Genomic DNA, 18,482 nt, shown 5'->3' on the forward strand with positions numbered 1-18,482 from the left:
GTATTTCTTTATATTAATCGGTCTTAGGTTAAATCAGCATTAGTGTACAACACCGGATTTTATAATTTTTTAAAAATTGTTGTAGCGTTGTGCCCGCCAAATCCAAAGGTGTTGCTCATGGCTACATTTACGTTATGGTCAATGGCTTCCTTAAGTACTATGGGCATGGATACGGGGATATTGGAATCAATTTTTGTAGTGTTGATTGTTGGTGGAATAATATTGTTTTGAATGGCCTTTATGGATAAAATCGCTTCCACTGCACCTGCCGCTCCCAATAAATGCCCGGTCATGGATTTTGTAGCGCTTATTTTTAGGTTGTTGAACTCATTGTTGAAGGTTTTTGCCACAGCCTTTATCTCGCTCAAATCACCAACAGGGGTAGAGGTAGTGTGGGTGTTTAAGTAATTGATCTCTCCCGAATTAAGTTTTGCTTCCTCCATGGCCAATTGCATAGCTTTTATAGCACCGAGACCCTCTGGATGTGTGGCAGAAATGTGGTAGGCGTCATCGGTCATAGCAGCTCCTACTATTTCGGCATAGATTTTTGCGCCGCGTTTTTTGGCATGTTCATATTCTTCAAGAATTAAGGCACCGGCTCCTTCGCCCATAACAAATCCGTCCCGATCTTCATCAAATGGTCTTGATGCTCCTTGTGGATCATCATTTCTGGTAGATAAAGCTTTCATTGCACTGAAGCCACCAATGGAAGCCTCGGTTATGGGAGCTTCCGATCCCCCTGTCACCATTACTTTGGCCTTGTTTAATCGAATATAGTTAAAGGCATCCATAATGGCAGAGCTTGAAGATGCACAGGCCGAAACCGCTGTATAATTAATTCCCATTAATCCGAATTTCATAGCAATCATTCCCGATGCCATATTTGCTAAAAGTTTGGGTATAAAAAAAGGATTGAATCGGGGATTCATTCCTCCCTGGGTATAATTCTTCACTTCATCCTCAAAGGTTTTCATACCGCCCTGACCAGTTCCCCAAATTACCCCAATATCAAAAGGAGAAAGTGTATCCAGGTTTAATCCGCTATCACCGAAAGCTTCTGTTACGGAACAAAGGGCATACTGGGTAAAGGGATCACTTCTTTTTATTTCATTGCGATCAAGATATTTTTCGGGTGCGAAATCCTTTAATTCACCCGCGAAGTATGTTTTAAACAAAGAAGGGTCGAACTTGGTGATTTTTGAAAATCCATTTTTGCCTTTTATGGCATTTTCCCAAAACTCATCAACCGAATTTCCTATTGGGGTCAAGGCTCCCAATCCTGTAATCACTACTCTTTTCATAAATTCAATTTTATAACAGGAACCGCCAATGCTGGTTTCCGTGCACTTGAGGGCCTGTTTATATGTTCTCCTGTTAACCTTATTGTTCAATAACTTCAGTAAGTATCTGTTTAAATACATCTACAGGTTGTGCCCCTGTCACTGCGCTTTTTCGGTTAAATACAATAGTTGGTACAGAATTAACTCCTAAATTTTTCCAATAATCTTCTTTACTTCTTATCTCGTAACGTGCTTCATCATTATCTAATTTAGCTAGAGCTTCTTCAGCGTTTAAACCAACATCTAATAAAGCTTGCTTTAAAATAGCTCTGTCCGAGACATCTTTTCTTTCGCTAAAAAAAGCTGTGGTTAAACGCATCTTTAATTCGGTTTGCTTTCCAAATGCCTTGGCATACTCCAATAAGATATGAGCTTCAAAGGTATTTGCCATTCTCATTTCATCAAAATAATCGAAGGTAAATCCCAGTTCTGCCCCTGCCTCGGCCATATATTCCTGTGAGCGCTTTTGGTCTTCCAAGCTAGAACCATATTTTTCGGCAATATGTTCCTGTACGTTCTGACCCTCTTTTGGCATATGTGGATTTAGTTCAAAAGGTTGCCACTCTATTTCAACTTGGTCTTGAATACCCATTTCTGAGATAGCTTTATCTAAGCGTTTGTAACCAATGGTGCACCAAGGGCACACCACATCGGATACGATATCTATTTTAATTTTATCTGCCATTTTATTTGATATTTAGTATTGGTTAAGGCTTATTTAACTTCACTAATTTGAACTTGTGGTTGCACATTGGTAAAATTAGGAAGGTCAGCCAAAATAGCTTCTGCATTTGGACCAAACGAATGTTGAAAGGTTTCCATTGATACAAAAGTTCAAAGTTAATGAATATGGGACTGGTTGTATAGAATCTGTTCCCATATTGGTGGAAAATTGAACCGGGCGGTCACTTAAGTTGTGTATACCTTTACCGTCCGATTCCTTTCTTAGTCCTTTCCTTTATTTAGGAGACTATTGTTTCGGGTTTCCAGGCAAACTTTTTAAATGGTGTATCAACAGGAGTGTTGGCAATATGATTGGAATAATTGCTTATTACCTTTTGCGATAGTCCAAGGATAATTTCTAAAATTTGTCTTTCCCCGTAACCCACGGCATAGAATCTGTTCATTTCTTCTTCCGAAATATTTCCACGATTCCGAACAATGGATAAAGTGGTCTCGTGCAATACCTGTAATTTTTCTGTGGGCATTGCGGTCTTATTTCTCAAAGCTTCGCTTATTGCCGGATCTACCTTCATCATATGGGCTATGCCGGTATGTGCCGGTACACAATAGTGACATTCGTGTTCCACGTTAATGGTTTGCCACACCACCGTTAGTTCTTCGTTGTTAAAGGAAGAGTCTACAAACAATTGATGCAATGTCTGATATGCCTCTAAGATGCCTGGAGCACCGGCTAATACCCCATGTAATCCGGGTATCATCCCAAAGGCCTTAACTGATTTTTCCAATAACGGTTTACTTTCCTCTGGTGCGGTCTCAATGTCGTGTACTTTTAATGTAGTCATAATTCAATTTTTAATTTATTGTTTATTCGATTTTATTTTATTTCTAAGCAACTGCTTAGAAATGGAGTAAAAAAAATGTTAAAGGTTCGTAAATGCTGTTTCTATATAATCTTCCAATTCTTTCCTACTTAATATTTTAGAGGCCAGGGAAAGTCCTAACATAGATGTGGCCAAGTAGTTGGCTTGTTTTTCAATAGTTACTTGGGTTTTATTTTTGTCTTGTTTTAAGCTATTTGCAAATAGGGTTTTAATTTCATTAAAAAAGCTCTTCAATTCTGTCATAATAATGGGATCCCCATGCGCTCCCAATTCATTTACGGTATTGGTAACCAAACATCCCTTTTTGCCATTATCATCTTTTGAGAATTCTAAGAAATCGTAAAAATATTGTTTAATACCGGCTACCCCGTTGTTCGATTTTTCTAAAATTTCTGTAATGCGGTGTATCCGTTTTTTATAGGATTTAATACATTCCAAGAAAACCCCGTTCTTACTTCCGAAACTTGAGTAAATAGAGAATTGGTTTATGCCCATTTCTTTTTCCAACATCCGAACGGAGGTATTCTCATACCCATTGCGCCAGAACAAGCCCATGGCCTTTTCTATTACTTCCTCTTCGTTATATTGTTTGCTCCGTGCCATTTTTTAAATACTGGACAAAACTAAGCATTTGCTTTGAAATAAAAAAAACATTTAACATTTTGTTCGATATTGCCTATGGATATAGTTGTTCTGCATTAAACAATAATCTTAGGCCTTAAAAGGAGATATGCCCCAAACTACAGCTAGTTAACCTCGGTTAAATACTTCTTTTATCGCTAAAGTGAATTGAGGCCTCCTGACGTTTATCGACAATATTTTGCACATTAACAGACTTTTTTCCAATGAACGAGTAACAGTGCTTTTCAGCGAATCGGAACCTAGATAAGTACACTTGCCCGAGTTATATATATAACAAAACGCAAGTCATGAAAACCATTTTAACCTTAATCTTTGTTCTTTTTATCGGAATGGCCGGGCAAGCTCAAAACAGTGCTGCTGAAGTTAAGGTTGAAACTGCTACCATGAGCATTGTTGCTGCCACTGCAAAGCAAGAGGTTGCTTTAAAAAATGAAAACCCTGTTGCACGTTTGTATATGTTCAAAAATTCCAAGATTACAAAAGCATTGTCTTTTACAACTAAATTAAACAAAGCCAAATTGGCCTAATAAGATACACTAACCTGCTGCCCCTAAACGGACAGTCCCAAAATAGACCATTATGATATTATTTGCTCTTTTAATTCTCATATTTCTTGGCCTTAGTCATATCATTATTTTTCCTAAAACGAAGGGTATTCTGAGACCTTTGAAAGTGTCAGGGAAGCAGGAAAAGGAATAGACCTTTACACGGAATCCGATTTTACCGCCAATTATCGTAAGTTCGTCTTAAAACGGAGTACCTATAACTGATTATTAATTGAAGGTTTTGGATAGCTATATCTTTGATAAGAGGTCTCTCCCGATAAGCATCGGGATACGCCATTCTGCGGATAGGCAGTCTTCACTGGACATTATTTGACATAAACCCTGGCTTATTTTCATTAAAAAATTGAAAATAAGAAAGAGTATGCGAATAAGTGTAGCTACTACTTATGGGTTTAAGTCTTAAAGGGATGTTGTATATCGGAAAATTTGACAACGTAGTTTGTGCCTTTTTTGGAGGAATCCCTGTTTATGGATCCCTTTAATTGACGGGACAGATTATGGATAAGTTTTAGTCCTAACGATTTGGTGTTCTTATGGCTTATGCCATCGGGAAAACCTTCACCATTGTCACCAATATAAAGTATATAATCCTTACCATTCGATTGTACAAGTTCTATATGTACTTCCCCGTGATCATTATCCTTTATACCGTATTTAAGGGCATTGGTAATTACTTCGTTGATCAATAGTCCTAATGGGATAGCCGTGTCTATCCCGAGTTTAATATCAGGGATTTTGATGTTTAGCGTGATATTGTTTTCAGTGCCTTTGAAGGATCGTATGAGATAGTCACTTAATTCCTCTACATAGGACTTGTATTCAATTTTGGACAGATCGTGACGCATATACAACATCTCATGTACCATGGCCATGGAAATCACCCGGTTTTGACTGCTTTTTATCAAAGTTTTTATTCTAGGTTCTTCAATGCTTCTGGATTGAAGACTTAGTAAGCTGGATACGGTTTGAAGATTATTCTTTACCCTATGGTGAATTTCTTTTAAGAGCGTGTCTTTTTCCCTAATGCGGGCCTCGTTTTCGTTTCTAATCTTATGCAGTTCGTTGTGCGCCTTTAGAAGGTTTTTTCCTATAACACCTCCCAAGAGGTATACCGAGAAAAGAATACTAAAAAGTGCAAAAATATTTTTACTTTCTATAGGGACTACATTTTCTGTAAAATTAAATTCTGCTATACTCTGGGAGTAAATAAGGATAATAATAAGCAGATTTAAGTTTAGGTAAACCCTTCCATATACCTTTGTGCTGATGTATCCGGCAAATACCACCAATGCCAATACAAAAATAAAGGGACTGTTAATGCCACCACTGTATATGGTAATAATAACAGAGGAGGCCAAGGCCATTATTGAAGTAATATTGTAAGTTAATCCCAATAGTTTGTGCTTGTGGTACAAAAGGGTATTGGCCAAATTTAAAGTGCCAAAGACAAAAAAAGTAGTGGGAATTATTTCAGTGATCTTAAGGAAAAATATACAGATAATACCAAAAAGAATGGAAAGGACCGAGGAAATATAGTTGACCCTTAACGTTAAACGGACTTTGTCCTTTAGTCGGTACTGATCCTGAGTGGGTATTTGCATTAAAAATTGGTTAATGGTTGTATTCTGAAGGTAAAGATAATCGTTTGAATTAAAGCGCGATGAATTTTAAGGTTAAAACAATATTTTTATGGAAATCCCTTTTGCCTTGCAGGTGGGATTTTGGATCTATTGATTTTTGGCCCCAATTTTTCACCTCTTTTATTCGATATTAGTTTTGCTTTTCCGTCAGAAAAAACCTTAGTATTGTTATAAATATATTAAAATTTGAACAATAAAAAAGCGACACCTTTGTAGGGCGTCGCTTTTTTGTGCGTACTACTTTAATTTTAAAGCTGTTGGGCGTTTTTACTAATCTTCTATAATTACCCATTCGCCTTTTTCCAAAAGCGGTTCTGCTTGCTTGTATTTGACCGTCTTGCTTTCACCGGACATTACATTCTTAATAGTGATCCTTTCGTTTCTTCCTATTTTGGCCTTTTCCCGTACAATGGTTTCGGTTACCTGTGGTCGTCCACCCTGATTTTGGCCTACAGCCCTGCTTTGGGCCGACATATCATCACTGTTGGGGATTTCTTCCTTGGAGGTCTTTAAGTTTTCCTTTGGCCTGCGAACATTTCTGGCTTCTTGGATTTCCGGACTCTGCGTTGGAAGCTCTCCTTTAAACAAGAAAGAGACGACTTCTTTGTTCACCTTTTCTATCATTCCCTTGAAAAGTTCAAAGGCCTCAAATTTGTAGATCAACAAGGGATCTTTTTGTTCATGTACGGCCAATTGAACGGATTGTTTCAACTCGTCCATTTTTCGTAGATGAGTTTTCCAGGAATCGTCAATGATGGCGAGGGAAATGTTCTTTTCAAAATCTGTTACCAATTGGTTGCCATTACTTTCGTAGGCTTCCTGAAGATTGGTAACCACATTCAAGGATTTTATGCCGTCTGTAAAAGGCACTACAATTCTTTCAAACTTATTGGCATTGTCCTCATATACCTTCTTTATAACTGGGAAGGCCGTGGCTGCATTGCGCTCCATTTTGTTCTTATAATGGGTATATGCCGTTTTATAAATAACATTCGCCATTTCCTGAACGCCCATTTTTGCAAAATCATTTTCGCTAATGGGAGAGGTGATGGAAAAATATTTTATAAGTTCAAATTCAAAGTTCTTAAAATCGTTGGCCGCCTTATTGGTGTCTGAAATTACCTCGCAGGTATCGTAGATCATGTTGGCGATATCTACTTTAAGTCGCTCCCCCTGTAAGGCATGGCGTCTTCTTTTGTAGACTACTTCCCTTTGGGCGTTCATGACATCATCATATTCCAATAATCGCTTACGGACACCAAAATTGTTTTCCTCCACTTTCTTCTGTGCGCGCTCAATAGATTTCGTCATCATGGAATGTTGGATAACCTCACCTTCTTCCAAGCCCATCTTATCCATCATTTTGGCTACCCGGTCCGATCCGAACAATCGCATAAGGTTATCTTCCAAGGAAACATAGAATTGAGAGCTTCCTGGGTCTCCCTGTCGTCCGGAGCGACCTCTAAGCTGTCTATCTACCCTTCTGGAATCATGGCGTTCAGTTCCTACAATCGCCAAACCTCCAGCTTTTTTTACTTCTGTACTTAGTTTAATATCTGTACCACGACCTGCCATGTTGGTGGCTATGGTTACCACACCTGCATTACCTGCCTCGGCCACAATATCCGCTTCTTTCTTATGCAATTTGGCATTAAGTACGTTGTGAGGTACTTTCCTGATTGTTAACATACGCGAAAGAAGTTCGGAGATCTCCACAGAGGTAGTACCAATAAGCACCGGTCTGCCGGATTGTGATATTTTGGTAACCTCATCAATAATGGCATTGTACTTTTCGCGTTTGGTCTTGTAGATCAAATCTTGTCTATCGTCCCTTGCAATTGGTCTGTTGGTAGGGATTTCCATCACATCCAACTTGTAAATCTCCCAAAATTCCCCAGCTTCTGTAACAGCTGTACCGGTCATCCCTGCCAGTTTGCTATACATCCTAAAGTAGTTCTGTAAGGTTACGGTGGCAAAGGTTTGGGTCATTGCCTCGATCTTAACATTTTCTTTGGCTTCAATGGCTTGGTGCAATCCGTCAGAATAACGCCTGCCATCCATAATACGGCCCGTTTGTTCGTCTACGATCATAACCTTGTTCTCCATAACCACATACTCCACATCCTTTTCAAAAAGCGTGTATGCCTTTAAAAGCTGGTTCATGGTATGGATACGCTCACTTTTTATCGCGAAATCCTTGAACAATTCCTCTTTTAATTCGGCTTCCTTATTAATTTCAAGATCCTGATTCTCGATTTTTGCAATTTCATTTCCAATATCCGGCATTACGAAAAAGTCCTTTTCGCCATCCCCGGATAGATATTCAACTCCCTTTTCTGTGAGTTCTATCTGATTATTTTTTTCATCGATAACAAACCAAAGTTCTTCATCTACCTTCGGCATTTCTCGGTTGTTATCCTGCATATAAAAGTTCTCGGTCTTTTGAAGTAACTGTTTTACCCCTTCTTCGCTCAAGAACTTTATTAAGGCTTTGTTCTTAGGAAGACCTCTATGTACACGTAACAAAAGGAAACCACCTTCTTTGGTATCTCCCTCGGTAATCAATTTTTTGGCCTCAGCCAAAACTCCTGTTAAATAGGCGCGCTGTTTGTTGACAATGTCACCAACTTTGGGCTTCAGTTCATTAAATTCATGTCGATCTCCCTCTGGTACCGGACCTGAAATGATCAAGGGGGTACGGGCATCATCTACAAGAACAGAATCCACCTCATCCACAATGGCGTAATTATGAGGTCTTTGAACCAGGTCGCTGGGAGTATGGGCCATATTATCCCTCAGATAATCAAAACCGAACTCATTGTTGGTGCCATAGGTAATATCTGCGTTATAGGCAGCCCTACGTCCGTCGGAATTGGGTTGGTGTTTGTCTATACAATCCACTGAAAGTCCATGGAATTCGAATATAGGTGCCATCCAGGCACTATCCCTTTTGGCCAGATAATCGTTAACTGTAACCAAATGGGCTCCCTTGCCGGTTAGAGCATTTAAATAGAGGGGCAGGGTAGCCACCAAGGTTTTACCTTCCCCTGTTTGCATTTCCGCAATCTTTCCTTGGTGAAGGGCAATCCCCCCAATTAATTGCACATCATAATGTATCATATCCCAGGTAACCTCCTTGCCGGCGGCATCCCAAGAGTTCTTCCAGATGGCACTGTCGCCATTCAAGGTAACGTAATCCTTTGAACCGGAAAGCAGCCTATCGTATTCGGAGGCTTTAACGGTAATGGTTTCATTATTGGCAAAGCGTTTTGCAGTTTCTTTTACAACGGCAAAGGCTTCGGGCAACATATCTGTCAGGGCCTTTTCGGAAATGGTATATATTTCCTCCTTTAGTTTGTCTATGTCCGCATAAATATCTTCGTTCTTGTCTATGTCTGCAGACTCCTTTACCTCTTTTAGCAACTGATCTATTTGCTCATTGATCTCTTTACAGTCTTCTTTTATTTTATTTTTAAAAAAAGCCGTCTTTTCCCTTAGTTCATCGTGGCTCAATTTTTCCAACGCCGCTTCGAACGATTTTATTTGATTGACCAAAGGTTGTAGGTCCTTGACATCTTTCTTTGATTTATCCCCTACAAATACCTTTAATACTGAATTTAAAAAACTCATAATAATTTCTGTTATTAATGAAAGACCTGGTAAAAGCCTTTTCCAATGTATATGCACAAAATATTTTAGTTGGCACGTGCAATGCCAACTTTTGGATATAAGATTTCCAACATCAAAATTACGTAAAAAAAAAGCCTCATATGAGACTTTTTTGTTGTAATTCCGTTAATATTTTAATACTCGTCCTCGTTCCAAAGATAGTCTTCTTCCGTGGGATAGTCTGGCCAAATCTCTTCGATTGATTCATAAATCTCCCCTCCTTCTTCCTCCATGGACTGTAGGTTTTCTACAACCTCCAAAGGTGCACCGGTTCTAATTGAGTAATCTATCAATTCGTCTTTTGTTGCGGGCCAGGGCGCATCACTTAGGTAGGATGCTAATTCTAATGTCCAATACATCGTAATTATTTATTTTTTAATATTTTGCAAAAGTAATTTTTAAACTGAAACTGCCAAGTTTTTTTGCGTAAAATTCATCTAATTCTATTCTAATTTTATCGCTTTAATATTTTGATAACGAAGAATTAACGAATTTATTAGTCCCGCTTCTCCGGAATCCATCTTATTTCCTCAGCTTGTACATCATAGGACAATTTTCGTGCCAATACAAAGAGAAAATCGGAAAGTCTGTTTATATAGGATAATAAAATGGGGTCTACAGGCTCAAAATCGTTCAATTGGGAGACCAGGCGCTCCGCCCTACGGCAAATAGTCCTTGCAATATGACAATATGACACTGTTGTATGTCCTCCCGGTAAAATAAAATGGGTCATAGGGGGCAAGGCTTGTTCCATAAGGTCTATTTCCTTCTCTAGAAGGTTTAAATCCCCACTATCAATTTTAGGAATATTTAATCGGTCTTTTCCACTTTTTAGTTTTTCTTTCTCCGGGTCAATGGACAATAGCGCTCCTACGGTAAATAATTTCTCCTGAATTTTTATCAATACCTGCTTGGAAGATTTGTCTATTTGCTGGTCCCTTATCAATCCGATCCAGGAATTGAGTTCGTCCAAGGTGCCATAACTTTCAATACGAATGTGATGCTTGGGTACCCGGGTGCCGCCAAACAGACCTGTTGTGCCATCATCGCCTGTCTTGGTATATATTTTCATGCCGGTCAATGTATTTTAATTTAAGGAATAATAATTTTTGTTGATTATAGTGGAGGGTGATACTGCTGAGCAGCAGGCTTTGTTTTGGAGCAAGTCTAAATATTGTTTTTATGCTTGGTCTTTGGACTTACTCCTATCCTCTCTATTATAATCTTCCATGAATTTCCTGGATTTTCTGTCTCTAGATTTTCTTTTGGTAAACCCTTGGGCAACAAAGAAAATAACTCCTAGAACGGCAAGCACTATGTAAATGATGTAGTCCATCGGTCATATTTTAAAAATTTCTTTATCTCCTTTAAAAATACGGGTTTAAATCCGAATCTTAAAATGCTCTTTGGCCTGTTCCTTTCTAAAAAAAACCAGTCCGCAGTAAAATAGGTCTATGGTAACCCTTACCTGTTTCAATTCTTTTATATTTTCCCATAATTTATGAGTGTTCGCCGTTTGGTATATCCCATCTACGAAAACAACAGTATCGTTGGCAAGGTTGTAATTATGAACAATAAATTCATCAACCGTTGCCTTATCCAACCGTTCAATAAAAATTAATTCTTTGGAGGTATTGGTGAAGGATACCCCTTTTAAGTATTTTGTTATTTCTTTTTGCACAGCAATATTGGCAGGGACCAAATGTACTTGGCCAAGTCCAAAATAGGCTATAGTCTTTACTAGAATATTATGGGACTTTGATATTCTATAATGTGGGGCAGCGTAAAGACACTTGGTAATAAACCGGTAAACAAAAGGGGAGTGTACCCCGTGCTGGTTGCTGGATGACAGCCGGAATTTTATAAATGCGAATAGCTTATATAACATCTTAAACTTTATTGGACAAGATTTATTCGCCCATGGACATAGAAAGCTCGAACCAGCGTTCTGTTTTTTCTTCTATGGTATCTGTAATCTCCTTGAGCTCAATAGATAATTTGGAAATATCATCACCGGAAAGGGTGCTATCCGTAAATTTATTCTGGATTTCCACCTTTTGGGATTCCAGTTTTTGGATTTCCTTTTCCAATTGTTTGTACTCCTTTTGTTCCAAAAACGAAAGCTTTTTTCCGGTTTCTTCTTCTTTCCAGGTATTTTTGGAATTTTTTACCTCGTTGGCTTTTTCTTTGGATGCCTTGTTTTCCTGTATGTTACTGTCTTCATAAGTCCTGAAATCGGAATAGTTGCCTGGAAAGTCCTCAATTTCTGCATTTCCCCTAAAAACAAAGAGGTGGTCCACGATCTTATCCATAAAATAACGGTCGTGGGAAACAACCAAAAGGCAGCCTGGGAAATCGAGCAGAAAACTTTCCAATACGTTCAGCGTTACAATGTCCAGATCGTTGGTAGGTTCATCTAGGATAAGAAAGTTCGGATTTTGTATTAAGACAGTGCACAGGTATAGGCGTTTGCGTTCCCCTCCACTTAATTTTTCAACAAAATCATATTGCTTTTTACGGTCGAACAGAAAACGTTCCAATAGTTGCTGGGCTGAAATTTGTTTCCCCTTCATTAACGGAATGTAATCCCCGAATTCACGGATAACGTCGATTACTTTCTGACCTTCTTTTATAGTAATACCCTTTTGGGTGTAATAGCCAAACTTAATGGTTTCGCCAATGATTACCTTGCCACTGTCCGGTTGCACGGTGCCGCTCAGTATATTTAAAAAGGTAGATTTTCCTGTGCCATTTTTTCCTATGATACCGATTCGTTCCCCCTTCAGGAAGTTATATTCAAATTTGTCCAGAATGGGCTTGTTGGGAAAGGATTTGGATATTTTGTGAAGCTCCACAATTTTGCTCCCCATACGTTCCATATTTATTTCCAACTGCACCTCGTGTTCCTTTCTACGTTGGCTTGCCTTTTCCTTAATAGTATGAAAATCGTCGATTCTGGATTTCGATTTAGTGGTCCTTGCTTTGGGCTGCCTGCGCATCCAATCCAGTTCTTTCTTGAACAGTATTTTGGATTTGTGCTGTTCCACTGCTTCCTGTTCTATACGGGCTTCTTTCTTTTCCAAATAATAGGAATAATTACCCTTGTAGGAATACAGCTGCCCATTGTCCAATTCAATGATTTCATTGCAGACCCGCTCCAGGAAATAACGATCGTGGGTAACCATGAACAAGGTCATGTTCTCCTTGGCGAAATACTGTTCCAGCCACTCGATCATTTCCAGGTCCAAATGGTTGGTAGGTTCATCCAATATAAGTAGATCCGGCCTATTGATCAAGGCATTGGCCAATGCCAATCGCTTCTTTTGTCCCCCTGAAAGTAGTCCTACCTTAACATCTAGATCTTCCAATTTTAATTTGAACAGGATTTGCTTGTATTGGGTTTCAAAATCCCAAGCATCATAGCGTTCCATTGCTTCAAAGGCCTTTTGGTAGGCATCAGCATCTTCTGGATCCAGAAGTGCATGTTCGTAGTTTTGAATAACTTTTAAAACTTCGTTGTCCGATGCAAAGATGGTTTCCTCTACGGTCAATTTGGGGTCTAGGTCCGGTTCTTGTTCCAAAAATGAAATTCGAATGCCCTTACGACTATTTATCTGGCCGCTGTCCGATGCATCCTTGCCGGAAAGTATGTTTAAGATAGAAGTCTTTCCGCTGCCGTTTTTGGCAATGAGCGCAATCTTTTGATCCTTGTTGATGCCAAAGGAAATATTTGAAAAAAGCGATAACTCGCCAAATGATTTGGATATGTTTTCTACAGTAAGTAGGTTCATTTAAGGTGTTATTTTAAACTGATGTGTTGTTGGAAATACTTCCATAAAAAAAGATATCTCACTCCAAGCATTATCCAAAGGGGAATGGCCAAGGGGGAGAAAACCTGCACTTTAAATGCTGCCAATACCAAGGTTAAGCTTAATAGTCCAAGTAAAATTAGCAAGTATTTGGGCAGCCAATTGGGGGCCTTCTTCTTTCTAACAATGGTAAAGCCAACAATTAAATTTAATGGAAATACCCATAGAATATTGAAGTTGTTGGCTGTAGCCGTATGGTCGGTAAAAAACCAAAGAAAAATCAGCAGAACACCGGCCAGCCCTGTAACAAAAAATAGTATGGAATCCAAGATCCTGCTTCTAACTTGATTCTTATAGTCGATATAGGTGATGGTCAAAACAAACAACAACATTGCCAATATCCAAAACAGGGGGGAGGCCAGAAAATATCCCTGTTCCTCCTTTTTTACCGAAGTTAAAATGGACCTGTCCCTAATTACTAGATTATGTTTGGATAGGGTGGTATTGCCCAATTGTTCCATTACATATATGGGTAAAAACATATGTTCCTTAACCGTAGCTGTTCTGTCTATGACAGCCCCCAACGCCAAATCTATGCCGAAACTGGACCATGAATTGGTAATTAGGTTTTGGTGTATAAGCTGCCTGAAGGTGTAATTCTTTTCCAAATGACCTTCATTAAAATGCAAATTTTCACCTAGGGCCTCTTGTAAGACATCCCCTATTTTGGTGGCGCAATTGTTGAAAAAGAAATCGTATTTATAATCCCTATTTTCTGGGCGATAATTATTTTCCAAAAATTGGAACAATTCATTCTTTTCTGTAGGGGTAAGTTGCAAGAGTTGTTCTTTTACCCATCTATTTTCCATTTCGTAGGCATACAAAAAATTGGGCATGTTTTGCTTGCTCAGGGAATAGAATAATTTGCCCATGGCGAACTCCACATAGAACATGGGAGGGTCAAAATTAAAAGTCCCATAATTGTATACCCAGTCTATTCCCTGGGTGGGATCTTGTATTCTAAAAGCGCTATGGCCAAATGTAGTGTATAGGTCGCTGCCAGAGCCACAGGTTAAAACGCTAATTTGGGATTCGGGAGATAATTCCCTAACCTGTGCGGTACCGTGGAACATCAGGCCCAAAAAAAATGCAATAAAAAGAATCCTTATGCTCATATACTATTGGGAGCCACTATTTTTTGAAATTACCAACGCAAATATCGAATAATTTATAGGATTTAAGCGGGATAGTACAAGCTATTATAAAAAACAGGATATATTTTAACAGCATTTTTTAATAAATGGTATTTTTACATGATGGTACCCAAGTTGCAATGTGCAAATGTTGGTGGTAAACCTAGTAAAACAAGACCTATGAAGCGCCATATTCCAAATATAATTACCTTGTTGAATGTTTTTTGTGGTTGTGTCGCCACCGTGTTTGCCGTACTTAACAAACTGGAGGTAGCCGCGGCTTTTGTGTTTTTGGGTATATTTTTTGATTTTTTTGATGGATTGGCAGCAAGGGCTTTGAATGTGAGAAGTGAGTTGGGGCTGCAATTGGATTCCCTTGCAGATGTAATTACAAGTGGTTTGGTGCCTGGTATAGTAATGTTTCAGCTGTTGAGTATGTCCTATAGCGGTGGATGGAACATTGGCCTTCAGCCAGATACAACGGAGACCATGCATTGGGCCGCATTCAACATTCCCTTGATTCCTTTTTTTGGGTTTTTAATTACCTTGGCCTCGGCATATCGCTTGGCAAAATTTAATCTGGATGAAAATCAGGTTTCCTCCTTTGTGGGACTGCCAACGCCAGCCAATGCCTTGCTGATACTTTCCTTTCCCCTAATATTGCTATATCATAACAATGATTTTTTAAATACCATAATCTTGAATAAATGGTTCTTGATCGGGACAACCCTATTGAGTTCGTATCTGCTAAATGCCCGTATTGGGTTATTTGCGTTGAAGTTTAAAAATTGGAGCTTTCGGGATAACGCCCTGCGCTATATTTTTATAGTGGTAAGTTTTGTGCTGATCCTCACCATGAAATTTATCGCTATTCCGGGAATCATAGCTTTTTATATTATAAGTTCTTTGGTGAATAACCAAAAAACCCCAAAAATAGATTGATTACTTATAAATATTGATTGACCTCTTTGAGGTTAGGCCAACATTGATTAGATAATACATAAAAAAATGAATTGGGCTTGGGATGGCTTATTGCTTTGAACAATTTCCGGTTAGGTGGGAGAGGGTATAATTAAAAATCCAATTTCTTCCTACGAAGCTCAAAATTCTGTCCCAAATACACCTTTCGGACCATTTCATCGGCTGCCAGGTCTTCGGGAATCCCTGATTTAAGGATACCACCTTCAAACATAAGATAAGAACGCTCTGTGATTGCCAAAGTTTCCTGTACGTTGTGGTCTGTAATTAAGATGCCGATATTCTTATTTTTAAGTTGGGCCACAATTCTCTGAATGTCCTCAACGGCCACAGGGTCTACTCCAGCGAAGGGTTCGTCCAATAAGATAAATTTCGGATCTGTTGCCAGGGCCCTTGCAATCTCGGTCCGCCTTCTTTCGCCACCCGATAAAAGATCGCCCCGGTTTTTGCGTATATGTCCCAGTCCAAACTCCTCAATGAGCGATTCCATCTTCATCAGCTGCTCCTTTTTGCTCAATTTGGTCAATTGAAGTACGCTAAGAATATTTTTTTCAATGCTCAATTTTCTAAATACAGAGGCTTCCTGAGCCAAATATCCAATACCATTTTGCGCTCTTTTGTACATAGGGAAGCGCGTTATTTCCATTTTATCCAGATAAATATTGCCCCCATTAGGTTTTATCAACCCCACTATCATATAGAACGATGTTGTTTTTCCGGCACCATTGGGGCCCAATAAACCAACGATCTCACCTTGGTTGACCTCCAATGAAATTCCTTTAACTACTTGTCGCCCTCGGTAGGACTTCATAATGTTATCTGCTCTTAGCTTCATAGTACCTTTCTATTCTCCAAAACTAAGCCTTATATTAGTTTGGGAAAAGATATTGTAGTTTTTTTAACCTTCTTGTTTTTCCAGTTCCTCCCAATATTCATAGGCCCTTCTTAAGTGGGGGACTACTATAGTGCCGCCGACAAGGGTGGCAATGCCCAAAGTTTCCATAACTTCTTCCTTGCTGGCACCTTCATTAAAGGAGCTTTCCAGATGGTATTTCACACAATCGTCGCAACGCAGTACAGCGGAGGCTACCAATCCCAACAGCTCCTTGGTCTTTACGTCTAGAGCACCGGCGGCGTAGGCATTGGTGTCCAAGTTGAAGATTCTTTTTATGATCTTGTTGTTGTCCGCCAAGAGCTTTTCGTTCATTTTGGAACGATACTCGTTAAACTCCTTAACTTGATTTGACATTTTTCTTCTGTTTTTTGGCTTCTCTTTTTAAAACCACCTTGGAAATATAAATACTTATTTGGTATAGGATTAAAATGGGTACCGCCACAATTATCTGACTGGCCACATCCGGTGGGGTGATTACGGCGGATATAATAAGTACCACAACCAACGCTATTTTTCTGTATTTACGAAGTACTTCCGGGGTAACCAAACCTATTTTGGTCAAGAAATAAATGATAATGGGTAATTCGAATATTAGACCACAGGCAATTACTGCCGCTCTTACGGTAGATATGTAGGATACCAAATCTATTTCCCTTACTACTGAGTCGCTTATGGAGTATCCTCCCAAAAAGTTAATGGACAAAGGAGCTACAACGTAGTACCCGAACAATACCCCCATAAAGAAAAGAGAGGAAGCTATAAAGATAAAACCCCTTGCATTCTGACGTTCATTGTCGTAAAGACCGGGAGCAATAAATTTCCACATTTCATAGAGTACATAGGGAAATCCAATAATAAAACCTGCCCAAATGGAAGTCCAGATGTGTGCGGAGAATTGTTCGGACATTTGCCTGCTCTGTACCGTAAATTCCGGTTCTGTATTACAAAAAGCCTCGCTAAAACCCAATAACTTGGAAAAGTCGCAAAAAACGTGGTAGGTTGGAAAATCTGGCATCATTGGGCCAAAGATGACCGTATCGAAAATAAATCCTTTCATTAAAAAAGCCACTCCCCCTATAATAACTACGGCCAAGGTTGATCTTATTAAATGCCATCTTAGTTCTTCCAAATGGTCTAGGAACGACATCTCATTTGGGGTCTTAATCTTTTTTGTCATTACAGTATGCCTTCTTTAATTAAATTGTGTAAATGTACTATTCCTTTGTAATTCTCTCCATCAACAACCAATATTTGTGATATATTATTGGCCTGCATTATTTCCAATGCCTTTACGGCAAGGACGTCCGAAGCTATAGTTTTAGGAGTAATGCTCATGATATCTTTGGCGGTTAAACCATAAATATTGTCATATTTGTTAAGCATACGCCTAATATCGCCATCAGTTATTACTCCAACAATTTTTTGGTCTTCCAATACCGCTGCGGCACCTAACATTTTTTCGGATATCTCTATGATCACAGATTTTACATCACTGTTGGTACGGACCTGCGGAATCTGATTATTACTGGCAATGTCGCCCACCCTTAAATATAATTTTTTCCCAAGCGCACCTCCCGGGTGGTATTTAGCAAAGTCCTTACTGCTGAATCCCTTGAGTTCCAATAGGCAGATAGCCAGGGCATCCCCTATGACCAATTGAGCAGTTGTACTGGTAGTTGGTGCAAGATTGTTGGGGCAGGCCTCTTTTTCAACATAGGTATTTAGAATGTAGTCTGCCTGTGCTGCCAAAAAGGAATCCGGATTCCCGGTCATTCCTATTAATTTGTTCTTGCCCCGTTTTATTAAAGGTACCAGCATCTTAATTTCGGCGGTATTGCCACTTTTGGATATGCAGATGACTACATCGTCTTTCTGAACGGTTCCAAGATCGCCGTGTATGGCGTCGGCGGCGTGCATAAATATAGATGGGGTACCTGTGGAATTTAAGGTGGCAACAATTTTGGAAGCGATCAGGGCACTTTTTCCAATTCCGGAAATTATGACCCTGCCTTTGGAATGTCTGATGCATTCCACCGCATTGGAAAAATCTTCGTTTAGGAGAGTCGCTAAATGGGATATTGCCTCGGCCTCATTATCTATGGTTTTCTTTGCTATGGCCAATATAGCTTTGGTATCGCTCAAAGTAAATTAAAATTATGTGATGATTTTCCTAAAAGAAAGTCTT

18 protein-coding genes are annotated in these 18,482 nt (G+C 39.2%); 2 read left to right on the plus strand and 16 right to left on the minus strand.

Annotated elements, in window-relative coordinates; genetic code table 11:
* Window positions 1–59: 59 nt before the first annotated feature.
* From fabF to KO529_RS03125, 4 genes are all read right to left on the minus strand, one after another.
* On the minus strand, window positions 60–1,301 hold the full coding sequence (gene fabF, locus KO529_RS03110; RefSeq protein ID WP_215946459.1) for a beta-ketoacyl-ACP synthase II: 1,242 nt from the start codon (window positions 1,299–1,301) through the stop codon (window positions 60–62).
* 79 nt (window positions 1,302–1,380) lie between these two features.
* Window positions 1,381–2,025: a DsbA family oxidoreductase gene (locus KO529_RS03115; protein ID WP_215946460.1), complete on the minus strand. Its 645-nt coding sequence runs from the start codon at window positions 2,023–2,025 to the stop codon at window positions 1,381–1,383.
* 277 nt (window positions 2,026–2,302) lie between these two features.
* The gene (locus tag KO529_RS03120; RefSeq protein ID WP_215946461.1) at window positions 2,303–2,866 is read right to left on the minus strand and encodes a carboxymuconolactone decarboxylase family protein; all 564 of its coding nucleotides are present in this window, start codon (window positions 2,864–2,866) and stop codon (window positions 2,303–2,305) included.
* 78 nt (window positions 2,867–2,944) lie between these two features.
* A complete protein-coding gene (locus KO529_RS03125) occupies window positions 2,945–3,508 on the minus strand; it encodes a TetR/AcrR family transcriptional regulator (RefSeq protein WP_215946462.1) in 564 nt (187 codons plus the stop codon).
* A 326-nt stretch (window positions 3,509–3,834) separates the two neighbouring features.
* Between KO529_RS03125 and KO529_RS03130 the strand changes: the two genes are divergently transcribed.
* Window positions 3,835–4,074, plus strand: coding sequence for a hypothetical protein (locus KO529_RS03130; protein ID WP_215946463.1), 240 nt, complete (start codon window positions 3,835–3,837; stop codon window positions 4,072–4,074).
* A 431-nt stretch (window positions 4,075–4,505) separates the two neighbouring features.
* Here the strand turns inward: KO529_RS03130 and KO529_RS03135 are convergent, their stop codons facing one another.
* From KO529_RS03135 to KO529_RS03170, 8 genes are all read right to left on the minus strand, one after another.
* Window positions 4,506–5,714: a sensor histidine kinase gene (locus KO529_RS03135; RefSeq protein ID WP_215946464.1), complete on the minus strand. Its 1,209-nt coding sequence runs from the start codon at window positions 5,712–5,714 to the stop codon at window positions 4,506–4,508.
* Between the two features lie 309 nt (window positions 5,715–6,023).
* Complete coding sequence (gene secA / locus KO529_RS03140; RefSeq protein ID WP_215946465.1) at window positions 6,024–9,383, minus strand: preprotein translocase subunit SecA; 3,360 nt, start codon at window positions 9,381–9,383, stop codon at window positions 6,024–6,026.
* A 173-nt stretch (window positions 9,384–9,556) separates the two neighbouring features.
* Entirely contained in the window at window positions 9,557–9,781 is a 225-nt protein-coding gene (locus tag KO529_RS03145; protein WP_013994285.1) for a DUF2795 domain-containing protein, read from the minus strand.
* Between the two features lie 137 nt (window positions 9,782–9,918).
* Window positions 9,919–10,494, minus strand: coding sequence for a cob(I)yrinic acid a,c-diamide adenosyltransferase (locus KO529_RS03150; protein ID WP_215946466.1), 576 nt, complete (start codon window positions 10,492–10,494; stop codon window positions 9,919–9,921).
* 108 nt (window positions 10,495–10,602) lie between these two features.
* On the minus strand, window positions 10,603–10,758 hold the full coding sequence (locus tag KO529_RS03155) for a hypothetical protein (protein WP_215946467.1): 156 nt from the start codon (window positions 10,756–10,758) through the stop codon (window positions 10,603–10,605).
* Window positions 10,759–10,803: 45 nt separating this feature from the next.
* The gene (locus KO529_RS03160) at window positions 10,804–11,310 is read right to left on the minus strand and encodes a hypothetical protein (RefSeq protein WP_215947133.1); all 507 of its coding nucleotides are present in this window, start codon (window positions 11,308–11,310) and stop codon (window positions 10,804–10,806) included.
* A 22-nt stretch (window positions 11,311–11,332) separates the two neighbouring features.
* Complete coding sequence (locus KO529_RS03165) at window positions 11,333–13,213, minus strand: ABC-F family ATP-binding cassette domain-containing protein (protein ID WP_215946468.1); 1,881 nt, start codon at window positions 13,211–13,213, stop codon at window positions 11,333–11,335.
* 8 nt (window positions 13,214–13,221) lie between these two features.
* Window positions 13,222–14,406 (minus strand): lipoprotein N-acyltransferase Lnb domain-containing protein, encoded by a 1,185-nt coding sequence (locus tag KO529_RS03170; protein ID WP_252734291.1) that lies wholly within the window; start codon window positions 14,404–14,406, stop codon window positions 13,222–13,224.
* A gap of 198 nt (window positions 14,407–14,604) precedes the next feature.
* Here KO529_RS03170 and KO529_RS03175 point away from each other — a divergent pair, with 198 nt between their 5' ends.
* Window positions 14,605–15,366 carry a CDP-alcohol phosphatidyltransferase family protein gene (locus KO529_RS03175; protein ID WP_215946469.1) on the plus strand — a complete coding sequence of 254 codons (762 nt, stop codon included), beginning with the start codon at window positions 14,605–14,607 and terminating at the stop codon, window positions 15,364–15,366.
* Window positions 15,367–15,496: 130 nt separating this feature from the next.
* Here KO529_RS03175 and lptB read toward each other — a convergent pair whose 3' ends face one another.
* From lptB to KO529_RS03195, 4 genes are all read right to left on the minus strand, one after another.
* Window positions 15,497–16,237: an LPS export ABC transporter ATP-binding protein gene (gene lptB, locus KO529_RS03180; protein WP_031442894.1), complete on the minus strand. Its 741-nt coding sequence runs from the start codon at window positions 16,235–16,237 to the stop codon at window positions 15,497–15,499.
* Window positions 16,238–16,300: 63 nt separating this feature from the next.
* Window positions 16,301–16,651 carry a carboxymuconolactone decarboxylase family protein gene (locus KO529_RS03185; protein ID WP_215946470.1) on the minus strand — a complete coding sequence of 117 codons (351 nt, stop codon included), beginning with the start codon at window positions 16,649–16,651 and terminating at the stop codon, window positions 16,301–16,303.
* Window positions 16,635–17,474 carry a twin-arginine translocase subunit TatC gene (gene tatC, locus KO529_RS03190; RefSeq protein ID WP_215946471.1) on the minus strand — a complete coding sequence of 280 codons (840 nt, stop codon included), beginning with the start codon at window positions 17,472–17,474 and terminating at the stop codon, window positions 16,635–16,637. The genes KO529_RS03185 and tatC overlap by 17 nt, the downstream gene beginning before the upstream one ends.
* Entirely contained in the window at window positions 17,474–18,439 is a 966-nt protein-coding gene (locus tag KO529_RS03195; RefSeq protein ID WP_215946472.1) for a KpsF/GutQ family sugar-phosphate isomerase, read from the minus strand. The genes tatC and KO529_RS03195 overlap by 1 nt, the downstream gene beginning before the upstream one ends.
* Window positions 18,440–18,482 lie beyond the last annotated feature (43 nt).

The organism is Arenibacter algicola, from assembly GCF_018860365.1.
In the GTDB taxonomy this organism is placed as follows: Bacteria; Bacteroidota; Bacteroidia; order Flavobacteriales; family Flavobacteriaceae; genus Arenibacter; species Arenibacter algicola_B.

What these genes read in the sequence shown, in the direction of transcription:
- fabF (WP_215946459.1), bottom strand. Translation starts at nt 1,301, where the DNA reads ATGAAAAGAGTAGTGATTACAGGATTGGGAGCCTTGACCCCAATAGGA.
- KO529_RS03115 (WP_215946460.1), bottom strand. Translation starts at nt 2,025, where the DNA reads ATGGCAGATAAAATTAAAATAGATATCGTATCCGATGTGGTGTGCCCT.
- KO529_RS03120 (WP_215946461.1), bottom strand. Translation starts at nt 2,866, where the DNA reads ATGACTACATTAAAAGTACACGACATTGAGACCGCACCAGAGGAAAGT.
- KO529_RS03125 (WP_215946462.1), bottom strand. Translation starts at nt 3,508, where the DNA reads ATGGCACGGAGCAAACAATATAACGAAGAGGAAGTAATAGAAAAGGCC.
- KO529_RS03130 (WP_215946463.1), top strand. Translation starts at nt 3,835, where the DNA reads ATGAAAACCATTTTAACCTTAATCTTTGTTCTTTTTATCGGAATGGCC.
- KO529_RS03135 (WP_215946464.1), bottom strand. Translation starts at nt 5,714, where the DNA reads ATGCAAATACCCACTCAGGATCAGTACCGACTAAAGGACAAAGTCCGT.
- secA (WP_215946465.1), bottom strand. Translation starts at nt 9,383, where the DNA reads ATGAGTTTTTTAAATTCAGTATTAAAGGTATTTGTAGGGGATAAATCA.
- KO529_RS03145 (WP_013994285.1), bottom strand. Translation starts at nt 9,781, where the DNA reads ATGTATTGGACATTAGAATTAGCATCCTACCTAAGTGATGCGCCCTGG.
- KO529_RS03150 (WP_215946466.1), bottom strand. Translation starts at nt 10,494, where the DNA reads ATGAAAATATATACCAAGACAGGCGATGATGGCACAACAGGTCTGTTT.
- KO529_RS03155 (WP_215946467.1), bottom strand. Translation starts at nt 10,758, where the DNA reads ATGGACTACATCATTTACATAGTGCTTGCCGTTCTAGGAGTTATTTTC.
- KO529_RS03160 (WP_215947133.1), bottom strand. Translation starts at nt 11,310, where the DNA reads ATGTTATATAAGCTATTCGCATTTATAAAATTCCGGCTGTCATCCAGC.
- KO529_RS03165 (WP_215946468.1), bottom strand. Translation starts at nt 13,213, where the DNA reads ATGAACCTACTTACTGTAGAAAACATATCCAAATCATTTGGCGAGTTA.
- KO529_RS03170 (WP_252734291.1), bottom strand. Translation starts at nt 14,406, where the DNA reads ATGAGCATAAGGATTCTTTTTATTGCATTTTTTTTGGGCCTGATGTTC.
- KO529_RS03175 (WP_215946469.1), top strand. Translation starts at nt 14,605, where the DNA reads ATGAAGCGCCATATTCCAAATATAATTACCTTGTTGAATGTTTTTTGT.
- lptB (WP_031442894.1), bottom strand. Translation starts at nt 16,237, where the DNA reads ATGAAGCTAAGAGCAGATAACATTATGAAGTCCTACCGAGGGCGACAA.
- KO529_RS03185 (WP_215946470.1), bottom strand. Translation starts at nt 16,651, where the DNA reads ATGTCAAATCAAGTTAAGGAGTTTAACGAGTATCGTTCCAAAATGAAC.
- tatC (WP_215946471.1), bottom strand. Translation starts at nt 17,474, where the DNA reads ATGACAAAAAAGATTAAGACCCCAAATGAGATGTCGTTCCTAGACCAT.